This window comes from Janthinobacterium sp. NKUCC08_JDC, assembly GCF_019345575.1.
GTDB classification, from domain to species: Bacteria; Pseudomonadota; Gammaproteobacteria; order Burkholderiales; family Burkholderiaceae_D; genus Janthinobacterium; species Janthinobacterium aestuarii.
In genome coordinates this window covers 280,369-298,082 of record NZ_JAHKQW010000002.1, presented here as the reverse complement: position 1 = coordinate 298,082, position 17,714 = coordinate 280,369, and the positions used below count along the sequence as shown (strand labels likewise).

Genomic DNA, 17,714 nt, shown 5'->3' with positions numbered 1-17,714 from the left:
CTGTCTGGTCTACAGAATTATTGGGCGCCGCGCTGGCGCTGCTGCCGGAACAGCCGGTTCGGCACCAGCTTGCCCATGCCGTGGCGCTGCGCGTGGGCCAGCGCGCCGGCCGTGAATTCCTGCGCCGCCACGACCACCTGCGGCACGTCGTCTTCGTTTTCCGCCAGGGCCAGCAGGGCGGTGGCCGCCGCCGACAGGGTGCTGCCGGCGCCGTTGAAGATGCCGGGCAGATGCTGCCATTCGTCGTGGCGCACCACGCCGTCTTCGCCGAACAGGGTATTGGCGCGCAACTTGCCTTCGGCCGTGCCGGACTTGCTGGCGTCGGCCGGCATGCCGGTGACGAGCACGTATTCGCAGCCCAGGGCCACCAGGTAGTCGACGTCGTTTTGCAGGGTGTCGTCCGGATCGGCGTCGCGCCAGGTCTCGGCCAGGCGTTCCAGTTCCACCGGCGAGAGCACCAGCAGTGTCGTTTGCGGGATCAGGAGCTGGCGCACGGCCGTGAGGATGTCTTCGTCGTCCATGCCCTGTTCCGGCAGCGCCGAAATGAATGGATCGAGGATCAGTGGCACGTCCGGATAGTCGGAGACGATTTCGGCGATGGCCGTGACGTTTTCCACGCTGCCCAGCGCGCCGATCTTGATGGCGGCCACGGACATGTCTTCCAGCAGCACGCGCGCCTGGTCTGAAACCCAGTCCGGGTCGACCGCCTGCACGTCTTCCACGCGGGCCGTATCGCTGATCAAGAGGCCCGTGGTGACGGACAGGCCGTGGCAGCCGAAGGCTGAAAAGGTGGCCAGGTCGGCCTGGATACCGATCGCGCCGACCGGATCGGACACGCCGAAGCTTAATATGAGGGGAGAAGTTTGGTTTTGCACGGCGGGTAGATTAAGATACCTAATTCAGCATTTTACTTGATTGAAGGGTGGCAGAACGTGAGTAGCAACGAAACAACGCAGCAATTCCAAACGTGGATGTGTCTTATTTGCGGCTGGGTTTATGATGAAGCGGCCGGCTTGCCCGACGAAGACATCGCTCCCGGCACGCGTTGGGCCGATGTTCCGATGAACTGGACCTGCCCTGAATGCGGCGCGCGCAAGGACGATTTCGAGATGGTCGCGCTGTAATCAATCAGGCCCACGGGATGCCGCTGCCGCACACAGGTATCGCGGCTGCCTGTGCTATGGTATGAAAAATTGTCGAATAATCACATGACGCGTCCTTTTTTGCCCGAGACGCCATCCGATGCCATGTGCGTGAGCGTCACGATACTCGTCATCGACGACAGCGCGACGATACGCAGCGCGGCCGCGAAGATACTCGGCGAGGCCGGCTATCGCGTGGTGGTGGCGGAAAACGGCTTCGAGGCCCTGGCCAAGATCGCCGACTGCCAGCCGGCGCTGATCGTGTGCGACATCGTGATGCCGCGCCTGGACGGCTACCGCACCTGCGCGCTGATCAAGGCCAGCGCCGCGTATCACGCCACGCCGGTGCTGATGCTGTCGTCGAAGGAAGGTTTGTTCGACCGCGCGCGCGGCGCCATGGCAGGCGCCAGCGCCTGCCTGGTCAAGCCGCTGGCGCGCGAGGCGCTGCTGGAGGCCGTGCGGCTGCACCTGGCCGGGCATTTTGAGTAGTGATTTATTGATTGACAACGCAGCAAGGAAGCAGATGGCCATACACACAATTCTGATCGTCGATGACTCGCCGACAGAACGCTACTACCTGAGCGAGATGCTGGTGCGTGCCGGTTATGCCGTCCTCACGGCGCAGGACGGCGCCGACGCGCTGGCGCAGCTGAAGCAGGCCAGGCCCGACCTGATCCTGATGGACGTGGTGATGCCCGGTGCGAATGGCTTCCAGATCACGCGCGCCATCGCCCGCGATCCGGAACTGCAGGACGTGCCGGTGATTATCTGCTCGAGCAAGAGCCAGGAAACGGATCGCATCTGGGGCTTGCGCCAGGGCGCGCGCGATTACCTGGTCAAGCCGGTGGTGGAAGCCGAGCTGCTGGCCAAGATCGCCGCGCTTTCCTGAGCATGCACACGATGCCAGGTCACGGCGTGCCTACAGCGGCCTTTCCGCCTGCCGCTGCCGCCATGCCATCTTTCGAGACGGGCGCGCGGCAGGGGCGCTTGCGCCAGTATCAGCTGCAATTGATCGAGCGGATACAGGCCGCGCGCAGCGGTGCGCTGGCGGCGCGCAAGGAACTGGGCGTGATGCTCGGTGGCCGGCCATGCCTGCTCGACCTGACGCAGCTCGGTGAAATCGTCATTGCCGCCGGTGTGCAGATCCAGGGCGTGCCGCTGGCGCAGGACTGGTACCTGGGCCTGGCGGCCATGCGCGGACGCCTGACGGGGGTCGTCGACCTGGCCCGCTACATGGGCGAACCGGCTTGCACGCCCGGCAATCACTGCCGCATCATCACGTTTTCTCCGCGTCTGGGCCTCAATTGCGCACTGCTGGTCGAGCGCGTACTGGGCTTGCGCCAGCTGCGCGCGATGCAATCGGTGCCCGTTCAGGATGCGGCGCAGAGTGTGCTCCCATCGTGGGCGGCGCAGGCGCTGCGCGACAGCGAGGGGCAGCAGTGGCTGCGCCTGGACCTGGCGCAGCTGGCGCAATCGGAACGCTTCCTCGATGCCGGCTTTGGCGGCCTTGCCGTCCACAAGGATGTTGGCTGATGGGCGCCAATTCTCCCATCCTGGCCGCTGGCATGCCCGAAGCGGAGCACGCGCCCGGCGAGCCGGCATCGGCGGCCGACCTGCCGCTGCGCCTGCGCGATGCGCTGGGACGGCGCAAGTCGCTGGCCAGCGCGCCGGTCAGCGACTTGCGGCTGCCGCTGATCGGCCATTTTCCGCTGCAAAAACAATTGAGCATCCTGTCGACGGTGATGGCCCTGAGCCTGGCCGCCAGCCTGCTGTTCGTGGGGCTGAACACGCGCAGCGGCAATATCGCCTCGGCGCAGACGCAGCTGGCCAGCGATGCGCTGATGCATTCGCAGCGCATCGGCAAGGCCGCGCCGAACGCCGTGCAGGGCAATCCGGAAGCGTTCCGCCAGCTCGAGGAAAGCCGCAATGAACTGAACCAGGATTTCCGCCTGATGCTGCGCGGCGGAACGTATCACGGCCGCGATATCGGCGAGTCGCGTGCCGCCCTGCTGGCGGCGGTGGGCGACGCGCGTAAAAAATGGGCCAGCAGCGACCGCGCGGCCAGCACCATCTTGCGCCTGAAGCCGGAGCTGGGCGAATTCGACAAGACCTTGCAGCAATTGAACGCGCTGTCGCCGGCGCTGCTGGCGCAGACCGAGGAAATCGCGGCCCTGAAGGTGCAGCGCGGCGGCAATGCGCGCGACCTGGCCGTCATCGGCCGCCTGATGATGCTGAGCCAGCGCATGAGCCGCAGCGCCAGCGAGTTCCTCTCGTCGGGCAGCATCAGCTCGGAAACGGCGTTTTCGCTGGGGCGCGACACGACGTATTTCCGCACCGCCGTCGAAGGCCTGCTCAATGGCAGCGTGTCGCTGCAGCTGGCGCCCACGCGCGACGCCGAACTGCGCGACCGGATGGTGGCGCTGAAAGCCAGTTTCGACACGTACCAGAAGCTGGTCTCCTCGATACTCGACCGCCTGGATAAATTCAGTTCGGCGAAAAGCGCCGAACAGCTGATCTTCAACGAGAACGAAGACCTGCGCCAGCGCTTGACTCTGCTGCAGCAGATGTACCACGCGAACCAGGAAACCCTGGGCATCGCCTTCTGGATGATGGTCGGCGGCGTGTTGCTGACCCTGATCGCGGCGGCCGGCATCGGCAGGGTGCTGCTGCAGGACTCCGTCAACCGCACGCGCGACGCCGAGCGGCGGCGCCAGGAAGCGGAAATCCGGCGCCTGCAGTCGCAGGAGAAAGAGGAAGTGGCGAAGGCCAGGAATGAGCAGAACCAGGCGGCCATCCTGCGCCTGATGAACGAATTGCAGAAGGTCGCCGACGGCGACCTGACGGTGCAGGCCACCGTGTCGGAAGACATCACGGGCGCCATCGCCGATTCCGTCAACTACACGGTCGAGGAATTGCGCGGCCTGGTGGGGCGGGTCACGGCGACAGCCGAACAGGTCAACCGCGCCTCGACGCAGGCGCAAAGCATCTCGAGCAAGCTGCTGATCGCGTCGCAGCAGCAGTCGCGCGAAATCCAGGGCGTCAGCGCCACCGTCGTCAAGATGGCCAATGCGATTACCGACGTGTCGAAGTCGGCCAGCGTCTCGGCCGACGTGGCGCGCCAATCGGTGGCGGCGGCGCAGCAGGGTTCGACGGCCGTGGAAAACGCCATCAAGGGCATGCATGAAATCCGCGAGCAGATCCAGGATACGTCCAAGCGCATCAAACGCCTGGGCGAATCGTCGCAGGAAATCGGCGAAATCACCGAGCTCATTTCCGACATCACCGAGCAGACCAACGTGCTGGCGCTGAACGCCGCCATCCAGGCCGCATCGGCCGGCGAGGCGGGGCGCGGCTTTTCCGTCGTGGCCGAGGAAGTGCAGCGCCTGGCCGAACGCTCGGCCGCCGCCGCCAAGCAGATCGGTGCGCTGGTGCGCACCATCCAGGCCGATACGCAGGATGCGACGCGGGCGATGGAAACGTCCACGCAAGGCGTGGTCGAGGGCGCGCGCCTGTCCGACGCGGCCGGCGCGGCCTTGAACGACATCAGCCAGGTGTCGAAACACCTGGCCGAACTGATCCAGGGCATTTCGTTCGCCACCGGCACGCAGGCCGGTTCGGCCAGCGGCGTGGCCTTGAATATCCAGCATATCCTGAGCGTGACGGAGCAGACCCAGGACGGCACGCAGCAAACGGCGCAGTCGATCCACAAGTTGTCGATGCTGGCGCAGGAACTGAAAAACTCGGTGTCGCGCTTCCGCGTCGCCGCCTGAACGCCGCGCCAGTCCAGGGCGAATTCTTTACCGAGGCATGCATGAGCACACCAGATAGTCCACAGCAGTCCAAGCCGTTCGACAGCGAGCCTTTGTCGTGGGTGATGGTGGAAATCCGCGAAGCGCTGGGCCGCTCGAAAACAGCCCTGTTCGAAGCGGGTGGCCGCGAGCGCGAAGAACGCGCCACGGCGCTGCAGCATGCGCGCTCGCACTTGCACCAGGCGCATGGCGCGCTGGTGATGGTGGACGTGGCCGGCGCCAGCCTGCTGACGGACGCTGCGGAACAGGCACTGGCGCGCTTTCGCGACGGGAGCCTCGAATACACGCTGGACCATGCGCAAGTCGTCGCCGAACTGTATCAAGCCTTGAGCGAATACTTGGAAGACCTGGTGGCCGGCACGCCGCCGCAGCCGGCGCGTTTGTTCCCCTATTACCGCGACCTGCAAACCATGCTGGGCGCCGAGCGCATCCACCCGGCCGACCTGTTTTTCCCGCCAGCGTCGACGCTGGAAGGGCACGCCATCGCGCTGGCGGAATCGCCCCCGGTGCCCGAGTACCCGGCCTGGCGCGGGCGCTTTGAAAAGTCTTTACTGCCCTTCCTGAAGGCGCAGGATGACGCGGCGCGGCGCCAGCATGTTGGCGACTTGCACGCCACCTTGACCCTGGTGGCCGACGCGCAGCAGGACGCGCCCGCGCGCACCTTCTGGTTCGCCATGCAGGCGTTTGCGGGACTGGCGGCCAGCGGCGAGGGCATGGGCACGCTCAACGTCAAGCAGCTGTTCGGCCTGATCAACCTGCAATTGCGCCGCCTGGCGCAGGGAACGGCCAGCCTGCCCGAAGCGATGCTGCGCGACGCCCTGTTCTTCATCGCCGCCGCACGCGAGCCGACGCCGGAGGCACGCCAGTTGCGCGACGCTTTCGCCCTGGAAGGCATGCTGCCGGCCGACGTGGAAGCGCGGCGCTACGGCCAGGTCGACCAGGACGCCTTGCAAGGTGCCCGCGCGGCCCTGGCGCAGGCGCGCGCCAGCTGGAGCCGCCTGGCGCAAGCCGACCTCGATCCAGCCCTGGGCACGGATTTCGACGAGGCGCTGCAACAGGTGGCGGCGCATGTGGAGACCTTGAAGCAGCCGGCTCTGGCTCGCCTTCTGCGCGAATGCGCGGCCGTGGCGCGGCAAGCCGTTGCCAGCGGGCGCAGCGCGGCCCTGGAAAATGAAATCGGCATGGCGCTGCTGTTTGCCGACACGGGCCTGGAGCAGCTGCGCCGCTTGCCCGACGATTTCGCGGGCAACGCGGAAACCATCGCCGCGCGCCTGCAGGCGCTGCTGGCTGGAGAAGCGCCGCCGCCCGTCACGGCGGGCGAGCTGTCGCGCCAGATCGAACAGGGCCAGACGGTGGCCGCGCTCGCCGAGGAAATGAAGACGGGCTTGCGCCAGGTGGAAAAGGTGCTCAACGCGTATTACGCGGATGCGGTGGGTGCGGGGACGGCGGGCGCGCTCGATGGCGTCGCGCCCGTGCTGGAGCAGTTGCAGCAGCAGCTGGCCGGGCTGGAACAGGAAGATGCGCGCGCCGCCGTGCTGCAGGTCGATGCGGCCGTGCGGCAGCTGGCCGGTGCCGACGCCAAGGCGGATGCCAATGCGGAGGCGCGCGCCGAGGCGCTCGACGAGATCGCGCAAAATGTCAGCGCGCTGGGATTTTTTGCCGATATGCTGGGCCGCAACGCGCAGGCGGCCAGCGGGCGTTTCCATTTCGATGCGGCCGCCGGCACCTTCCGCGCCTTGCCATTTGAAAAAGTCGCCGCCGCCGGCCCCGTGCCCTTACTCGACCAGGCACTGGCGCCCGCTGCGCCCGCCGGCATGGATGCTGTGCCGGCGGTGACCGATGTCGACGCGGAGATGCTCGACATCTTCATCGCCGAAGCGCGCGAAGTGCTGGCCTTCATCGACACCACCTTGGCTTTGCCGCGCGAGCAGGCCGCCAGCGGCGACCACCTGGCCATGCTGCGCCGCTCGTTCCATACCCTGAAAGGCAGCAGCCGCATGATCGGCCTGGCGCAGTTTGCCGAAGCGGCCGGCGCCATCGAACGCGTCATGAATACCTGGCTGGCCGAGGCGCGCCCCGTCAGCGACGACTTGTTTACCTTGCTCAATTACGGCTGGTACCAGCTCAGCGAATGGGTGGCCGAACTGGAAGGCGGCGCGGGGCGCGAGCGCGAGGCCGGCATGCTGCTGATGGCGGCCGAGCGCGTGCGCGAAGGCGGACCGTTCGAACTGCGCAAGCCTCGCCCGGCATCGGCCGCGCCCGTGGCCAGCAATGGCAATGTGATCGGACTGCCCCTGGCCACGGCGCCCACGCTCCACGAAGCGCCGGACGATCACCTCAAGCACGTGGGCGAACTGCGCATCAGTCTTCCCTTGTACAACATCTACCTGGCCGAGACGGATGAATTATTGCGCGTGCTCACGCGCGACTTCGGCGAATGGCGCCATGAACAGCGCGCCGTCAGCGCTGAGGCGCTGCAAGCCGTGCATACCCTGGCGGGGACGTCCGGCACGGTCGGCTTCCAGTCACTGCGCGACCTGGTGCACGCGCTGGAAACGGTCATCGAAACGGTAGTGCCGCCGCTGGCCGGCTTGCGCGCCGAACAGCACGACGTGCTGGAACAGGCCACGCAGCGCATCGGGCAAATGCTGCAGGCATTCGCGCTGGGCGACCTGGCGCCAACGCAGCCGGACATGATCGAAGCGCTCAACACCTTGTGGCGCGCCTTGACGGCGCCTCCCGGCGAGAGCAAGGAAGAGCGGCTCGACGCCCTGTTTGCGGAAGCTTACGCCAGCATCGTCGGCGCGCCGGCGCGGCCTGTCGAGCCGGTCGCTGAAGTCCCGGTGCCGCAGCTCGAGACGCTGTTCGAAGCGACGTATGCAAGCATCGTCGCCGATGCGCTGCAGCCGGAGGTTATCGACGCGCCGGCGCAGGACACTGGCGCCAGCGACGACCTGTTCGACGCCGGTTTCGAACACGCACCGCCGTTGGAATACGCGGCGCCGGAAGCGCCGGCGCCCGCCATCATGCCGGCCGATGCGGCCGCGCTGCTGGCGGCCAGCGCCGGCATCAGCGATGAACTCGACCTCGATCTCTTGTCCGTCTTCCTGGAAGAGGGCGCCGACCTGCTGCCGCAGATCGGCGAGGCGCTGCGCAGCTGGCAGCAGCAGCCGCACGACAGCGGCCAGGCGCAGATGCTGTTGCGTACCCTGCATACGGTCAAGGGCAGCGCGCGCATGGCCGGCGCCATGCGCCTGGGCCAGCATGCGCATGAAATCGAGACGCACATCGAAAACATGCTGCACGCGGGCACCGCCACGCCGCAGGCCTTCGAGGAATTGCTGGCCCATTACGACCATGCGCTGCACTTGTTCGAGCAGCTGCAGCAACCGTTGCTGCCCTTGCCGGGCATGGAAGACACGCCGCCCGCCGAACCGAAGGCGGCGCTGGTGCGCGTGCGCGCCGATATCCTCGACCGCCTGGTCAACCAGGCTGGCGAAGTGTCGATCACGCGTTCCAAAATGGAAAATGAAGTGGGCGTGCTCGGCGCTTCGCTGTCCGAGTTTTCCGACAACCTGACGCGCTTGCGGCGCCAGCTGCGCGAAGTGGAAATGCAGGCCGAATCGCAGATCGCCTCGCGCATGGCCGTCGGCAGCGAGCGCGAATTCGACCCGCTCGAATTCGACCGCTTTACGCGCCTGCAGGAACTTACGCGCATGATGGCCGAAAGCGTCAACGACGTGGCGTCGTTCCATGAAAACCTCAGTCACAGCGTCGATGCGGTGACGGACGACCTGGTGCTGCAGGCACGCCTGACGCGCGAGCTGCAGCGCGACCTGATGCAGATACGGATGGTGCCGTTTGCCAGCATCGCCGAACGGCTGTTCCGCGTGGCGCGGCAAAGCGCCAAGGAAGTCGACAAGCGCGTCAACCTCGACATCCGCGGCGGTGGCGTGGAAATCGACCGCAGCGTGCTCGAACGCATGGCCGCGCCCTTCGAGCATTTGCTGCGCAACGCCATCGTGCATGGCGTCGAGCCGCGCGACGCGCGCCTGGCCGCAGGCAAGAGCGAGACGGGCGAGCTGCTGGTGCAGGTCAGCCAGCAGGGCAATGAAGTGGCGATCGCCTTTTCCGACGATGGCGCGGGCCTGGACCTGGAACGCATCCGCGCCAAGGCGCACGGCGCCGGCCTGGTGGCGACGGATGCGCCATTGACCGACGCGCAGGCGGCCGAACTGATTTTCACGCCCGGTTTTTCCACCGCCGACAGCCTGACGGAACTGGCCGGTCGCGGTTTTGGCATGGACATCGTGCGCTCCGAAGCGCTGGCCCTGGGCGGGCGCGTGGAAACGCTGACGCAGGCTGGCCTGGGCATGCGCTTCACCATTCACCTGCCGCTGACCCTGGCCGTCACGCAAGTGGTGCTGCTGGCGGCGAACGGCAGGACGTATGCCTTGCCATCGGTGCTGGTGGAGCAGGTGCTGCACCTGAAAGGCGAACAGCTGGAGCAGGTGCGGGCGGCCGGACGCATCGAGTCGCACGGACAGTCGCTGGCGCTGCACCACCTGTCGGCCATGCTGGGCGAGACGCCGGCGGCGCAGGCCACGCAGCGTTATGCGCCCGTGCTCCTGCTGCGAAATGGCAATGACAGGCTGGCGCTGCAGGTCGATGACGTGGTGGGCAACCGCGAAGTCGTGGTCAAGCACGTGGGCCCGCAACTGGCGCGCATGCCGGGCATCGCCGGCGCCACGGTGCTGGGCACGGGCGATATCGTGCTGATCCTGAACCCTGTGGCGCTGGCGCAGCACTTGGAACATCATCCGGAACTGCTGTCGCAGTATGCGCTGGCCAGCAGCGAGCAGCATGCCGCTTCCAGCGCGCTGGCCACGCCAGCCGTGCGCGTGATGGTGGTCGACGATTCGCTGACGGTGCGCCGCGTGATGCAGCGCCTGTTCGAGCGCGAAGGCTACCAGGTGCTGCTGGCCAAGGATGGCCTCGATGCGCTGGAACAGCTGCATGCGCTGGAACCGGCCGCCATGCCGGCCCTGCTGCTGGTCGACGTGGAAATGCCGCGCATGGATGGTTTTGATTTGACGCGCAATGTGCGCAGCGACGACAAGACGCGCGCCATCCCCGTCATCATGATCACCTCGCGCAGCGCCGACAAGCACCGCGCGCACGCGTTCGAGCTGGGCGTGAATGCGTATTTCGGCAAGCCGTTCCAGGAGGCGGAATTGCTGGCGGAGGTGGGGCGGTTATTGGGCAACGGCGTGGCGTAACCGGCGCCAATGCCAACAATGTTGTCGGATTACGCGCGGCTTTGCCCCGCTAATCCGACCTACGTCTGTTGACCGACGGTGTATGTCGGGTAGGTCGGGTTAGCGCAAAGCGCGTAACCCGACGTCACCACGGGCCCGATTACGCCACCACCTTCACCACGGCATAACGCTCCAGGGTCTCCTTGCGCGCCTCGTCGTGCTGCACCAGCGGTTCCGGATAATCGCGTCCCAGCACGATGTTTTTTTGATCGAGCAGCATGCGCGGCACCAGCCAGGGCGCGTGGATTTCCTTGTCGCCCAGCGCCTTCAACTGCGGCAGGTAGCGGCGGATGAAGCGCCCGCTGGCATCGAATTTTTCCGACTGTGTAATGGGGTTGAAGATGCGGAAGTAGGGCTGCGCGTCGCAGCCCGACGACGAAGCCCATTGCCAGCCGCCGTTGTTCGAGGCCAGGTCGAAGTCGTTCAGGTGCAGCGCGAAATACGCTTCGCCGCGGCGCCAGTCGATACCCAGGTCCTTGATCAAAAAACAGGCCGTGACCATGCGCAGGCGGTTGTGCATATAGCCCGTCTGGTTCAGCTGCGCCATGGCCGCGTCCACCAGCGGATAGCCGGTGCGCCCTTCGCACCAGGCGGCAAACGCGGCAACGGCGTCAGGCCCCGTTTCCCAGGCGATGGCATCGTAGGCCGGTTTGAAGGCACCGCCTTCCACGTGCGGATTCTGGTACAAAATCATGGCGTAGAAATCGCGCCAGATCAGTTCTGCCAGCCACACGGGCGCGCCATCGCCGCCACCGCCCCGGTCCATCAGGTCGACGATGGTGCGGACCAGGTAGCGCAGCGAGACGGTGCCGAAGCGCAGATGCATGGACAAATACGACGGTCCCTTCAGGGCGGGAAAATCGCGCGCCACGTCATAGCGGTCCACGCGCGGCAGGAAATCCTCGAACAGTTGGCTGGCGCCCGACATGCCGGTGGGGATGGCCAGTTCGGCCAGGTTGCTGGCCTCGAAACCTAGTTCGTCCAAGGTGGGCAGGGGCGCGGGCGTGCCGGCGCGCGGCGGCGCCAGGCTGGCCGCATGCGGCTCGATATCGAACGGCGCCAGGCAGGCGGGTTCCGCGCGCATTTTCTTCAGCCAGGCATTCTTGTACGGCGTGTAGACGGTGTACGGCTTGGCCGACAAGGTCAGCACCTCGTCCTTTTCAAAGATCACCTGGTCCTTGAAGCTGAACCACAGGCGTGCGTCATGCGTGAGCGCGGCGGCCACGGTGGCGTCGCGGGCGATCGCTTGCGGCTCGTAGTCGTGGTTGGCAAAGACGGCGTCGGCGTTCAATTCGGCGGCCAGGCGCGGGATGGCTTCGGCCGCGTCCGCATGCAGCACGATCAGGTCGCCGCCGAGCTGGCGCAGCTCGGCGGCCAGCTCGGCCACGCTGGCATGGATGAAGTCGACCCGCCGGTCTCGGCGCGGCAGCGCCGCCAGGATGGCGGTGTCGTAGACGAAGACGCAATGCACGGCCTGACTCTGGCGCAGGGCGTGATGCAGTGCAGCATGGTCAAACGCGCGCAGATCGCGCCGGAACCACACCAGGGAAGTCTTGATTGTCATTATTTCGCGTGTTCAGGGTCAAAGATAGGCGATTTTTTGCCGCCAACAGGGCTTTATGGCCGCTCGCGTCGCGCCTTTGGCGTCGCTGCGGCGGCAATTCAGTGTAAACTACCGGGTATGTTCGCGGTACTTTATGTGCGACAGCGATTTTGCAATCAATTTTACAATTGGCATTGAAATGCGCCGGCAGGCAAAGCGAATTGATTATTAATTTATAAGATAACAAGAATAACGCCTGGCACCACGGTGCGCGCCGCCCAAGATTCGCGGCAGCTTGCGCCAGGCGTACGATAGCGGGGTAAGCGAGACTTGCCAGCAAGCCCACAGAGAGAGCATCGCGTATGAAAAAGAGTAAAATCGACCAGACTCTACCAGGACATCGTCTGATGCAGGGTGTGGGAGAACCGGCCGCGACCGGTTCCTCCACCTTGAATCTGGCCAACCATTTCCTCATTGCGATGCCGGCCATGCAAGATCCGATCTTCGGCGGCACGGTCGTGTACGTGTGTGAACACAATGAAAACGGCGTGCTCGGCGTCGTCATCAACAAGCCCACCGACATGACCATGGAAGTGCTGTTCGACCGCATCGATCTGAAACTGGCGGCCGGCAGCGACACACCCATCATCAATGAACCGATCATGTTCGGCGGCCCCGTGCAGGACGACCGCGGCTTCGTGCTGCATACGCCGGGCGCGCGCTATTCCTCGTCGCTGACGGTGACCGATGAGGTGGCGTTTACCACCTCGATCGACGTGCTCGAAGCCGTCGCCAAGGGCGATGGTCCCGAGCGCATGCTCGTCTCGATCGGCTACTCGGGCTGGAGCCCGGGCCAGCTGGAAGACGAGATCGGCCGCAACGGCTGGCTGACGGTGGGCGCCTCTGCCGACATCCTGTTCGATTTCCCCATCGAGCAGCGCTACGTGGCGGCCATCAAGCTGCTCGGTATCGATCCTCTCATGCTGGCATCGGAAGCCGGACACGCATGAGCGGTGACGCCATCGACACCATCCTCGCCTTCGATTTCGGCTTGAAACGCATCGGCGTGGCCATCGGCAATACCATGATTTGCCAGGCCAAACCGCTCAGCGTGATCACGGCCACGGCGAACGAGCCGAAGTTTGCCGCCATCGATAGCCTGATCAAGGAGTGGGGCGCCAGCCGCATCGTGGTGGGCTTGCCCAGCCATCCCGATGGCACGGAACACGAGATGAGCGCGCGCTGCCGCCGTTTCGCCAACCAGATGCATGGCCGCTTCAACCTGCCCGTGGAGCTGGTCGACGAGCGCTATTCCTCGGCCGTCATCGCCGCCAAGCGCGGCGAAGTCATCGACGACCGCGCCGCCGCCATCATCCTGCAACAGTATTTCGACGCGAATTATTAATCTGACCCTAGACTCCCTCCCTGAATGATTAAGAACTCTATGCCGCATCCTACGAATCCATCCCAACTCGACGCCGAGGCCCTGTACGGGGTCTTGCTGCAGCAAGTGCAAAGCGGCCTGGCGGGCATCCCCAACGTGGCCATCGTCGGCATCCATTCGGGCGGCGCCTGGCTGGCCGAACGCCTGGCGCGCGACCTGAATCTGCTCGACCGCCTGGGCGTGCTCGACGTCTCGTTCTACCGCGACGACTTCGCCCAGAAGGGCCTGCATGCGGACGTCAAGCCGACGCAGATCAGCTTTGACGTGGCCGGCGCCACCATCCTGCTGGTCGACGACGTGCTGTACACGGGCCGCACGACGCGCGCGGCCATCAATGAATTGTTCGACTATGGCCGCCCGGCCAAGATCATGCTGGCCGCCCTGGTCGACCGCGGCGAACGCCAGTTGCCGGTGGCCGCCGATTTCGTGGCCGCCTTCACTGCCGTGCCGCCGGGCCAGGCCCTGGTCCTGAAGCAAGCCGACGATGGAAAATTCACGCTCACCATAGATACCCACCATGCTTAATCCGCAACTGAATAAACACGGCGAACTGCAACATCTGCTGACGATTGAAGGCTTGCCGAAGTCTATCGTCAACCACATTCTCGACACGGCTTCCTCGTTCGTCGGCATTTCCGACCGCGACGTGAAAAAGGTGCCGCTGATGCGCGGCAAAAGCGTTTTCAACCTGTTCTTTGAAAACTCCACGCGCACCCGCACCACCTTCGAGATCGCCTCGAAGCGCCTGTCGGCCGACGTCATCAACCTGAACATCCAGGCCTCGTCGGCCAGCAAGGGCGAGTCGCTGCTCGACACCATCGACAACCTGTCGGCCATGCATGCCGACATGTTCGTCGTGCGCCACGCGCAGTCGGGCGCGCCCTACCTGATCGCCAAGCACCTGATCGACACCAAGCAGCCGCACGTCCACGTCGTCAACGCGGGCGACGGACGCCATGCGCACCCGACCCAGGGCTTGCTCGACATGTACACGATCCGCCACTACAAGAAGGATTTCACCAACCTGACGGTGGCCATCGTGGGCGACATTTTGCACAGCCGCGTGGCCCGTTCCGACATCCACGCGCTGACCACTCTGGGCGTGCCGGAAGTGCGCGCCATCGGCCCGCACACCTTGCTGCCGGGCGGCCTGGAACAGATGGGCGTACGCACCTTCACCAACATGGATGAAGGCTTGAAAGGCGTCGATGTGATCATCATGCTGCGCCTGCAAAATGAACGCATGAGCGGCGCGCTGCTGCCGTCGGCGCAGGAATATTTCAAGAGCTACGGCTTGACGCCCGAGCGCCTGGCGCTGGCGAAACCGGACGCCATCGTCATGCATCCGGGCCCGATGAACCGCGGCGTGGAAATCGATTCGGCCGTGGCCGACGGTCCGCAGGCGGTGATCTTGCCGCAGGTGACGTTCGGTATCGCCGTGCGCATGGCGGTGATGAGTATTTTGGCTGGTAATCAGGGCTGATAGCCCAAGGACGAGTAAGCGAGCATGACGACACTACATATCAAGAACGGCCACCTGATCGACCCTGCCAACGGCATCGATGGCTTGCAAGACCTGTTTATCGCCGATGGCAAGGTGCTGGCCGTGGGCAGCGCCCCGGCCGGCTTCAAGGCCGACACGACGTTCGACGCGGCCGGCCTGGTGGTTTCCCCCGGCCTGGTCGACCTGTCCGCGCGCCTGCGCGAGCCGGGCTACGAATACAAGGCGACCCTGGAATCGGAACTGCAGGCGGCGCTGCAAGGCGGCGTCACGAGCCTGGTCTGCCCGCCCGACACCGATCCCGTGCTGGACGAGCCGGGCCTGGTGGAGATGCTGAAATACCGCGCCAAGACGCAGAACAAGGCCCACGTGCATCCGCTGGGCGCACTGACCATGGGCTTGAAGGGCAAGTCGCTGACGGAAATGGCGGAACTGACGGAAGCGGGCTGCATCGGCTTCGCGCAGGCGGAGGAGCCGATCGAAGACACGACCGTGCTGCTGCGCGCCATGCAGTACGCGAACACCTTCGGCTACACGGTCTGGCTGCGCCCGCAAGACCCGCACATCGGCCGTGGCGGCATCGCCCACAGCGGCCCGCTGGCGTCGCGCCTGGGCTTGTCCGGCGTGCCCGTGATGTCCGAAACCATCGCCCTGCACACGATTTTCGAACTGATGCGCGCCAGCCGCGCGCGCGTGCACCTGTGCCGCATCTCGTCGGCGGCGGGCCTGGAACTGATCCGCGCGGCCAAAGCCGAAGGTCTTCCCGTCACCTGCGACGTGGGCGTGCACCATGTGCACCTGACGGACGCCGACATCGGCTTTTTCGATCCGAACGCCAGGGTCACGCCGCCGTTCCGCAGCCAGCGCGACCGCGATGCGATCCGCGCCGGCCTGTTCGATGGCACGGTTGACGCCATGTGCTCGGACCATACGCCCGTCGATGACGATGAAAAACTGCTGCCGTTCGGCGAAGCGTCGCCCGGCGCCACGGGCCTGGAACTGCTGCTGTCGCTGGCCCTGAAATGGGCCGACGACTACGCACTGGAGCAGCCGCAAGCGGGTGCACGTCCGCTGGCGCGCGCCGTGGCCAAGGTCACGTCCGACGCGGCCCGTGTCGCCGGCATCCCGGCCGGCAGCCTGGCCGTGGGCGAAGCGGCCGACATCTGCGTCTTCGATCCCGCCGCGCGCTGGACCGTGTCGTCGGCATCGCTGGCCAGCCAGGGCAAGCACACGCCTTTCCTCGGCTATGAGTTGAGCGGCATCGTCAAGGCGACCATCGTTGCCGGACAGGTGGCGTTTCAGCGTTAATTTTTTGTACTGGAGTGAAACTCCAGCATACTGCCCGGGTCAGTCCTTTCAGGAGCGGAATTCGCCCCATTGGGGCGGATTCCCCCGCCGGGTCTGACCCCAGAATTTGCTGTGGGTTTGCTTCTTTATCTGGTGTCATTTGAAACTTCTGCTTACCTACCGCCTCGCGCGCATTGCCATTCACCTGGGCTGCGGCATGGCCAAGAGCGCCGTGCTCTTTCCCTGGCTGGACCTGGAGGGACGCAACCGGCGCATCCGCCGCTGGTCGACGCAGCTGCTCGACATTTGCGGCGTGCACGTGGCGCAGCCGGCCGACAGCGTGCCGGCCCTCGACCATGCGATGGTGGTGGCGAACCACGTTTCGTGGCTCGACATCTTCGTCATCAATGCCGTCCACCCGTGCCGTTTCGTCGCCAAGGCGGAAATCCGCGCCTGGCCGATCCTCGGCTGGCTGGCGGGACGCGCAGGCACCATCTTCATTTCGCGGGGCAGCAAGCGCGATCTGCGCTTGATCTTCCAGGGTCTGGTGGATAAATTGACGGCGGGCGAGCGCATCGCGTTCTTCCCAGAAGGGACGACCGCCGCGCAAGGGCAGATCCTGCCGTTCCACGCCAATCTGTTCGAGGCTGCCATCGACGCGCAAGTGCCGGTGCAGCCGTTTGCGCTCGTGTATGTGGATGACAAGGGGGCCTTGCATCACGCCGTCGATTTCATCGGCGACATGAGCTTTGCGCAAAGCATGGTGGCGATCTTGAGCGGCCCGCCCATCACGGCGCGCCTGACCTGCCTGGCGCCAGTGGCGACGCTGGACGCGCACCGCCGCGAACTGGCGGCGGCAACGCAGGCGGCCGTGGCCGCTACGCTGCCGCTGGAGACGGCCGCTTAATTCTTCACATGCAGCCAGCGCGCATGCGCGGCGCGGGCCAGATAGTCGAGGATAAAGCCTAAAATCCCGATCAGCACGATGGCGGCCATCAGCTCCGAATACGCGAGGCGGTCGCGCGTATCAAGGATGAAGTAGCCGAGGCCCGCCGATACACCCAGCATTTCCGCCGGCACCAGCACGATCCAGATGATGCCGATGGCCAGGCGCACGCCCGTCAGAATATCGGCCGTGATGCCCGGCAAAATCACTTTGAAGACGATTTCGCTGCGCGTGGCCGACAGGCTGCGCGCCAGCAGCAGCCAGTTCGGATCGAGCCGTGCCACGCCGGCCGCCGTATTGAGCAAAATCGGCCAGACGGCCGCAAACGCCAGCAGGAAGTATACGGGCGCATCACCGACGCCGAGCACCATCACGGCAATCGGCATCCACGACAGCGGCGAAATCATGCGCAGCAGCTGGAACAGCGGCATGGCCGCGCCGGAAAAGCTCTTCGACATGGCCACCAGCACACCGAGCGGCACGCCGATGACGATGGCCAGTCCCAGGCCCACGGCCACCCGTTGCAGGCTCAGGACCACGTGCAGCCAGATATCCGCGCCGCCCACCATCTCCTGGAACGCCAGCGCCGTGGGCAAGGGCGCAAAAGCGGTGGCGATGGGCGTGGATTTCTCCAGCGCCGTCACGCCCATCGACCACAGCAGCAAGGCACAGGCCAGCCCCACGAGGGGCAGGCCGAACTTCGTGAACAACTTGCTCGCCATTG

General features: G+C 65.4%; 15 protein-coding genes. 12 read left to right on the top strand and 3 right to left on the bottom strand.

The annotated features are described in order from the left end of the window. Nucleotides 1–17: 17 nt before the first annotated feature. Entirely contained in the window at nucleotides 18–875 is an 858-nt protein-coding gene (locus KO538_RS07375) for a hydroxymethylpyrimidine/phosphomethylpyrimidine kinase (protein ID WP_034746671.1), read from the bottom strand. Between the two features lie 96 nt (nucleotides 876–971). Between KO538_RS07375 and KO538_RS07370 the strand changes: the two genes are divergently transcribed. From KO538_RS07370 to KO538_RS07345, 6 genes are all read left to right on the top strand, one after another. Continuing rightward, nucleotides 972–1,124, top strand: a complete 153-nt coding sequence (locus KO538_RS07370; protein ID WP_010401308.1) for a rubredoxin — start codon at nucleotides 972–974, stop codon at nucleotides 1,122–1,124. A gap of 84 nt (nucleotides 1,125–1,208) precedes the next feature. After that, on the top strand, nucleotides 1,209–1,631 hold the full coding sequence (locus KO538_RS07365) for a response regulator (RefSeq protein WP_307788870.1): 423 nt from the start codon (nucleotides 1,209–1,211) through the stop codon (nucleotides 1,629–1,631). 34 nt (nucleotides 1,632–1,665) lie between these two features. Further along, the gene (locus KO538_RS07360; RefSeq protein ID WP_034746677.1) at nucleotides 1,666–2,031 is read left to right on the top strand and encodes a response regulator transcription factor; all 366 of its coding nucleotides are present in this window, start codon (nucleotides 1,666–1,668) and stop codon (nucleotides 2,029–2,031) included. 62 nt (nucleotides 2,032–2,093) lie between these two features. Beyond that, nucleotides 2,094–2,675, top strand: a complete 582-nt coding sequence (locus tag KO538_RS07355; RefSeq protein WP_257620214.1) for a chemotaxis protein CheW — start codon at nucleotides 2,094–2,096, stop codon at nucleotides 2,673–2,675. Continuing rightward, nucleotides 2,675–4,912 (top strand): methyl-accepting chemotaxis protein, encoded by a 2,238-nt coding sequence (locus KO538_RS07350; RefSeq protein ID WP_219327910.1) that lies wholly within the window; start codon nucleotides 2,675–2,677, stop codon nucleotides 4,910–4,912. Before KO538_RS07355 ends, KO538_RS07350 begins: the two co-directional genes overlap by 1 nt. A 41-nt stretch (nucleotides 4,913–4,953) precedes the next feature. Next, complete coding sequence (locus KO538_RS07345) at nucleotides 4,954–10,230, top strand: Hpt domain-containing protein (protein ID WP_219327909.1); 5,277 nt, start codon at nucleotides 4,954–4,956, stop codon at nucleotides 10,228–10,230. Nucleotides 10,231–10,369: 139 nt separating this feature from the next. On the opposite strand, the gene KO538_RS07340 is transcribed toward KO538_RS07345, so the two are convergent. Continuing rightward, nucleotides 10,370–11,833 carry a deoxyribodipyrimidine photo-lyase gene (locus tag KO538_RS07340; protein WP_219327908.1) on the bottom strand — a complete coding sequence of 488 codons (1,464 nt, stop codon included), beginning with the start codon at nucleotides 11,831–11,833 and terminating at the stop codon, nucleotides 10,370–10,372. A gap of 386 nt (nucleotides 11,834–12,219) precedes the next feature. Between KO538_RS07340 and KO538_RS07335 the strand changes: the two genes are divergently transcribed. The 6 genes from KO538_RS07335 (at nucleotide 12,220) to KO538_RS07310 (ending at nucleotide 16,951) form a co-directional block, all read left to right on the top strand. Beyond that, the gene (locus KO538_RS07335) at nucleotides 12,220–12,822 is read left to right on the top strand and encodes a YqgE/AlgH family protein (RefSeq protein WP_034746689.1); all 603 of its coding nucleotides are present in this window, start codon (nucleotides 12,220–12,222) and stop codon (nucleotides 12,820–12,822) included. Next, nucleotides 12,819–13,217, top strand: coding sequence for a Holliday junction resolvase RuvX (ruvX, locus tag KO538_RS07330; RefSeq protein WP_257620213.1), 399 nt, complete (start codon nucleotides 12,819–12,821; stop codon nucleotides 13,215–13,217). The genes KO538_RS07335 and ruvX overlap by 4 nt, the downstream gene beginning before the upstream one ends. Nucleotides 13,218–13,256: 39 nt before the next feature. Then, nucleotides 13,257–13,781 carry a bifunctional pyr operon transcriptional regulator/uracil phosphoribosyltransferase PyrR gene (pyrR, locus tag KO538_RS07325; protein ID WP_034746692.1) on the top strand — a complete coding sequence of 175 codons (525 nt, stop codon included), beginning with the start codon at nucleotides 13,257–13,259 and terminating at the stop codon, nucleotides 13,779–13,781. After that, the gene (locus KO538_RS07320; RefSeq protein WP_034746695.1) at nucleotides 13,774–14,739 is read left to right on the top strand and encodes an aspartate carbamoyltransferase catalytic subunit; all 966 of its coding nucleotides are present in this window, start codon (nucleotides 13,774–13,776) and stop codon (nucleotides 14,737–14,739) included. Before pyrR ends, KO538_RS07320 begins: the two co-directional genes overlap by 8 nt. A gap of 24 nt (nucleotides 14,740–14,763) precedes the next feature. Beyond that, nucleotides 14,764–16,065 (top strand): dihydroorotase, encoded by a 1,302-nt coding sequence (locus tag KO538_RS07315; RefSeq protein WP_034746698.1) that lies wholly within the window; start codon nucleotides 14,764–14,766, stop codon nucleotides 16,063–16,065. 139 nt (nucleotides 16,066–16,204) lie between these two features. Continuing rightward, the gene (locus KO538_RS07310) at nucleotides 16,205–16,951 is read left to right on the top strand and encodes a 1-acyl-sn-glycerol-3-phosphate acyltransferase (RefSeq protein ID WP_219327907.1); all 747 of its coding nucleotides are present in this window, start codon (nucleotides 16,205–16,207) and stop codon (nucleotides 16,949–16,951) included. On the opposite strand, the gene KO538_RS07305 is transcribed toward KO538_RS07310, so the two are convergent. Next, nucleotides 16,948–17,712: an ABC transporter permease gene (locus tag KO538_RS07305; protein WP_035822080.1), complete on the bottom strand. Its 765-nt coding sequence runs from the start codon at nucleotides 17,710–17,712 to the stop codon at nucleotides 16,948–16,950. The genes KO538_RS07310 and KO538_RS07305 overlap by 4 nt on opposite strands. Between the last annotated feature and the right edge of the window lie 2 nt (nucleotides 17,713–17,714).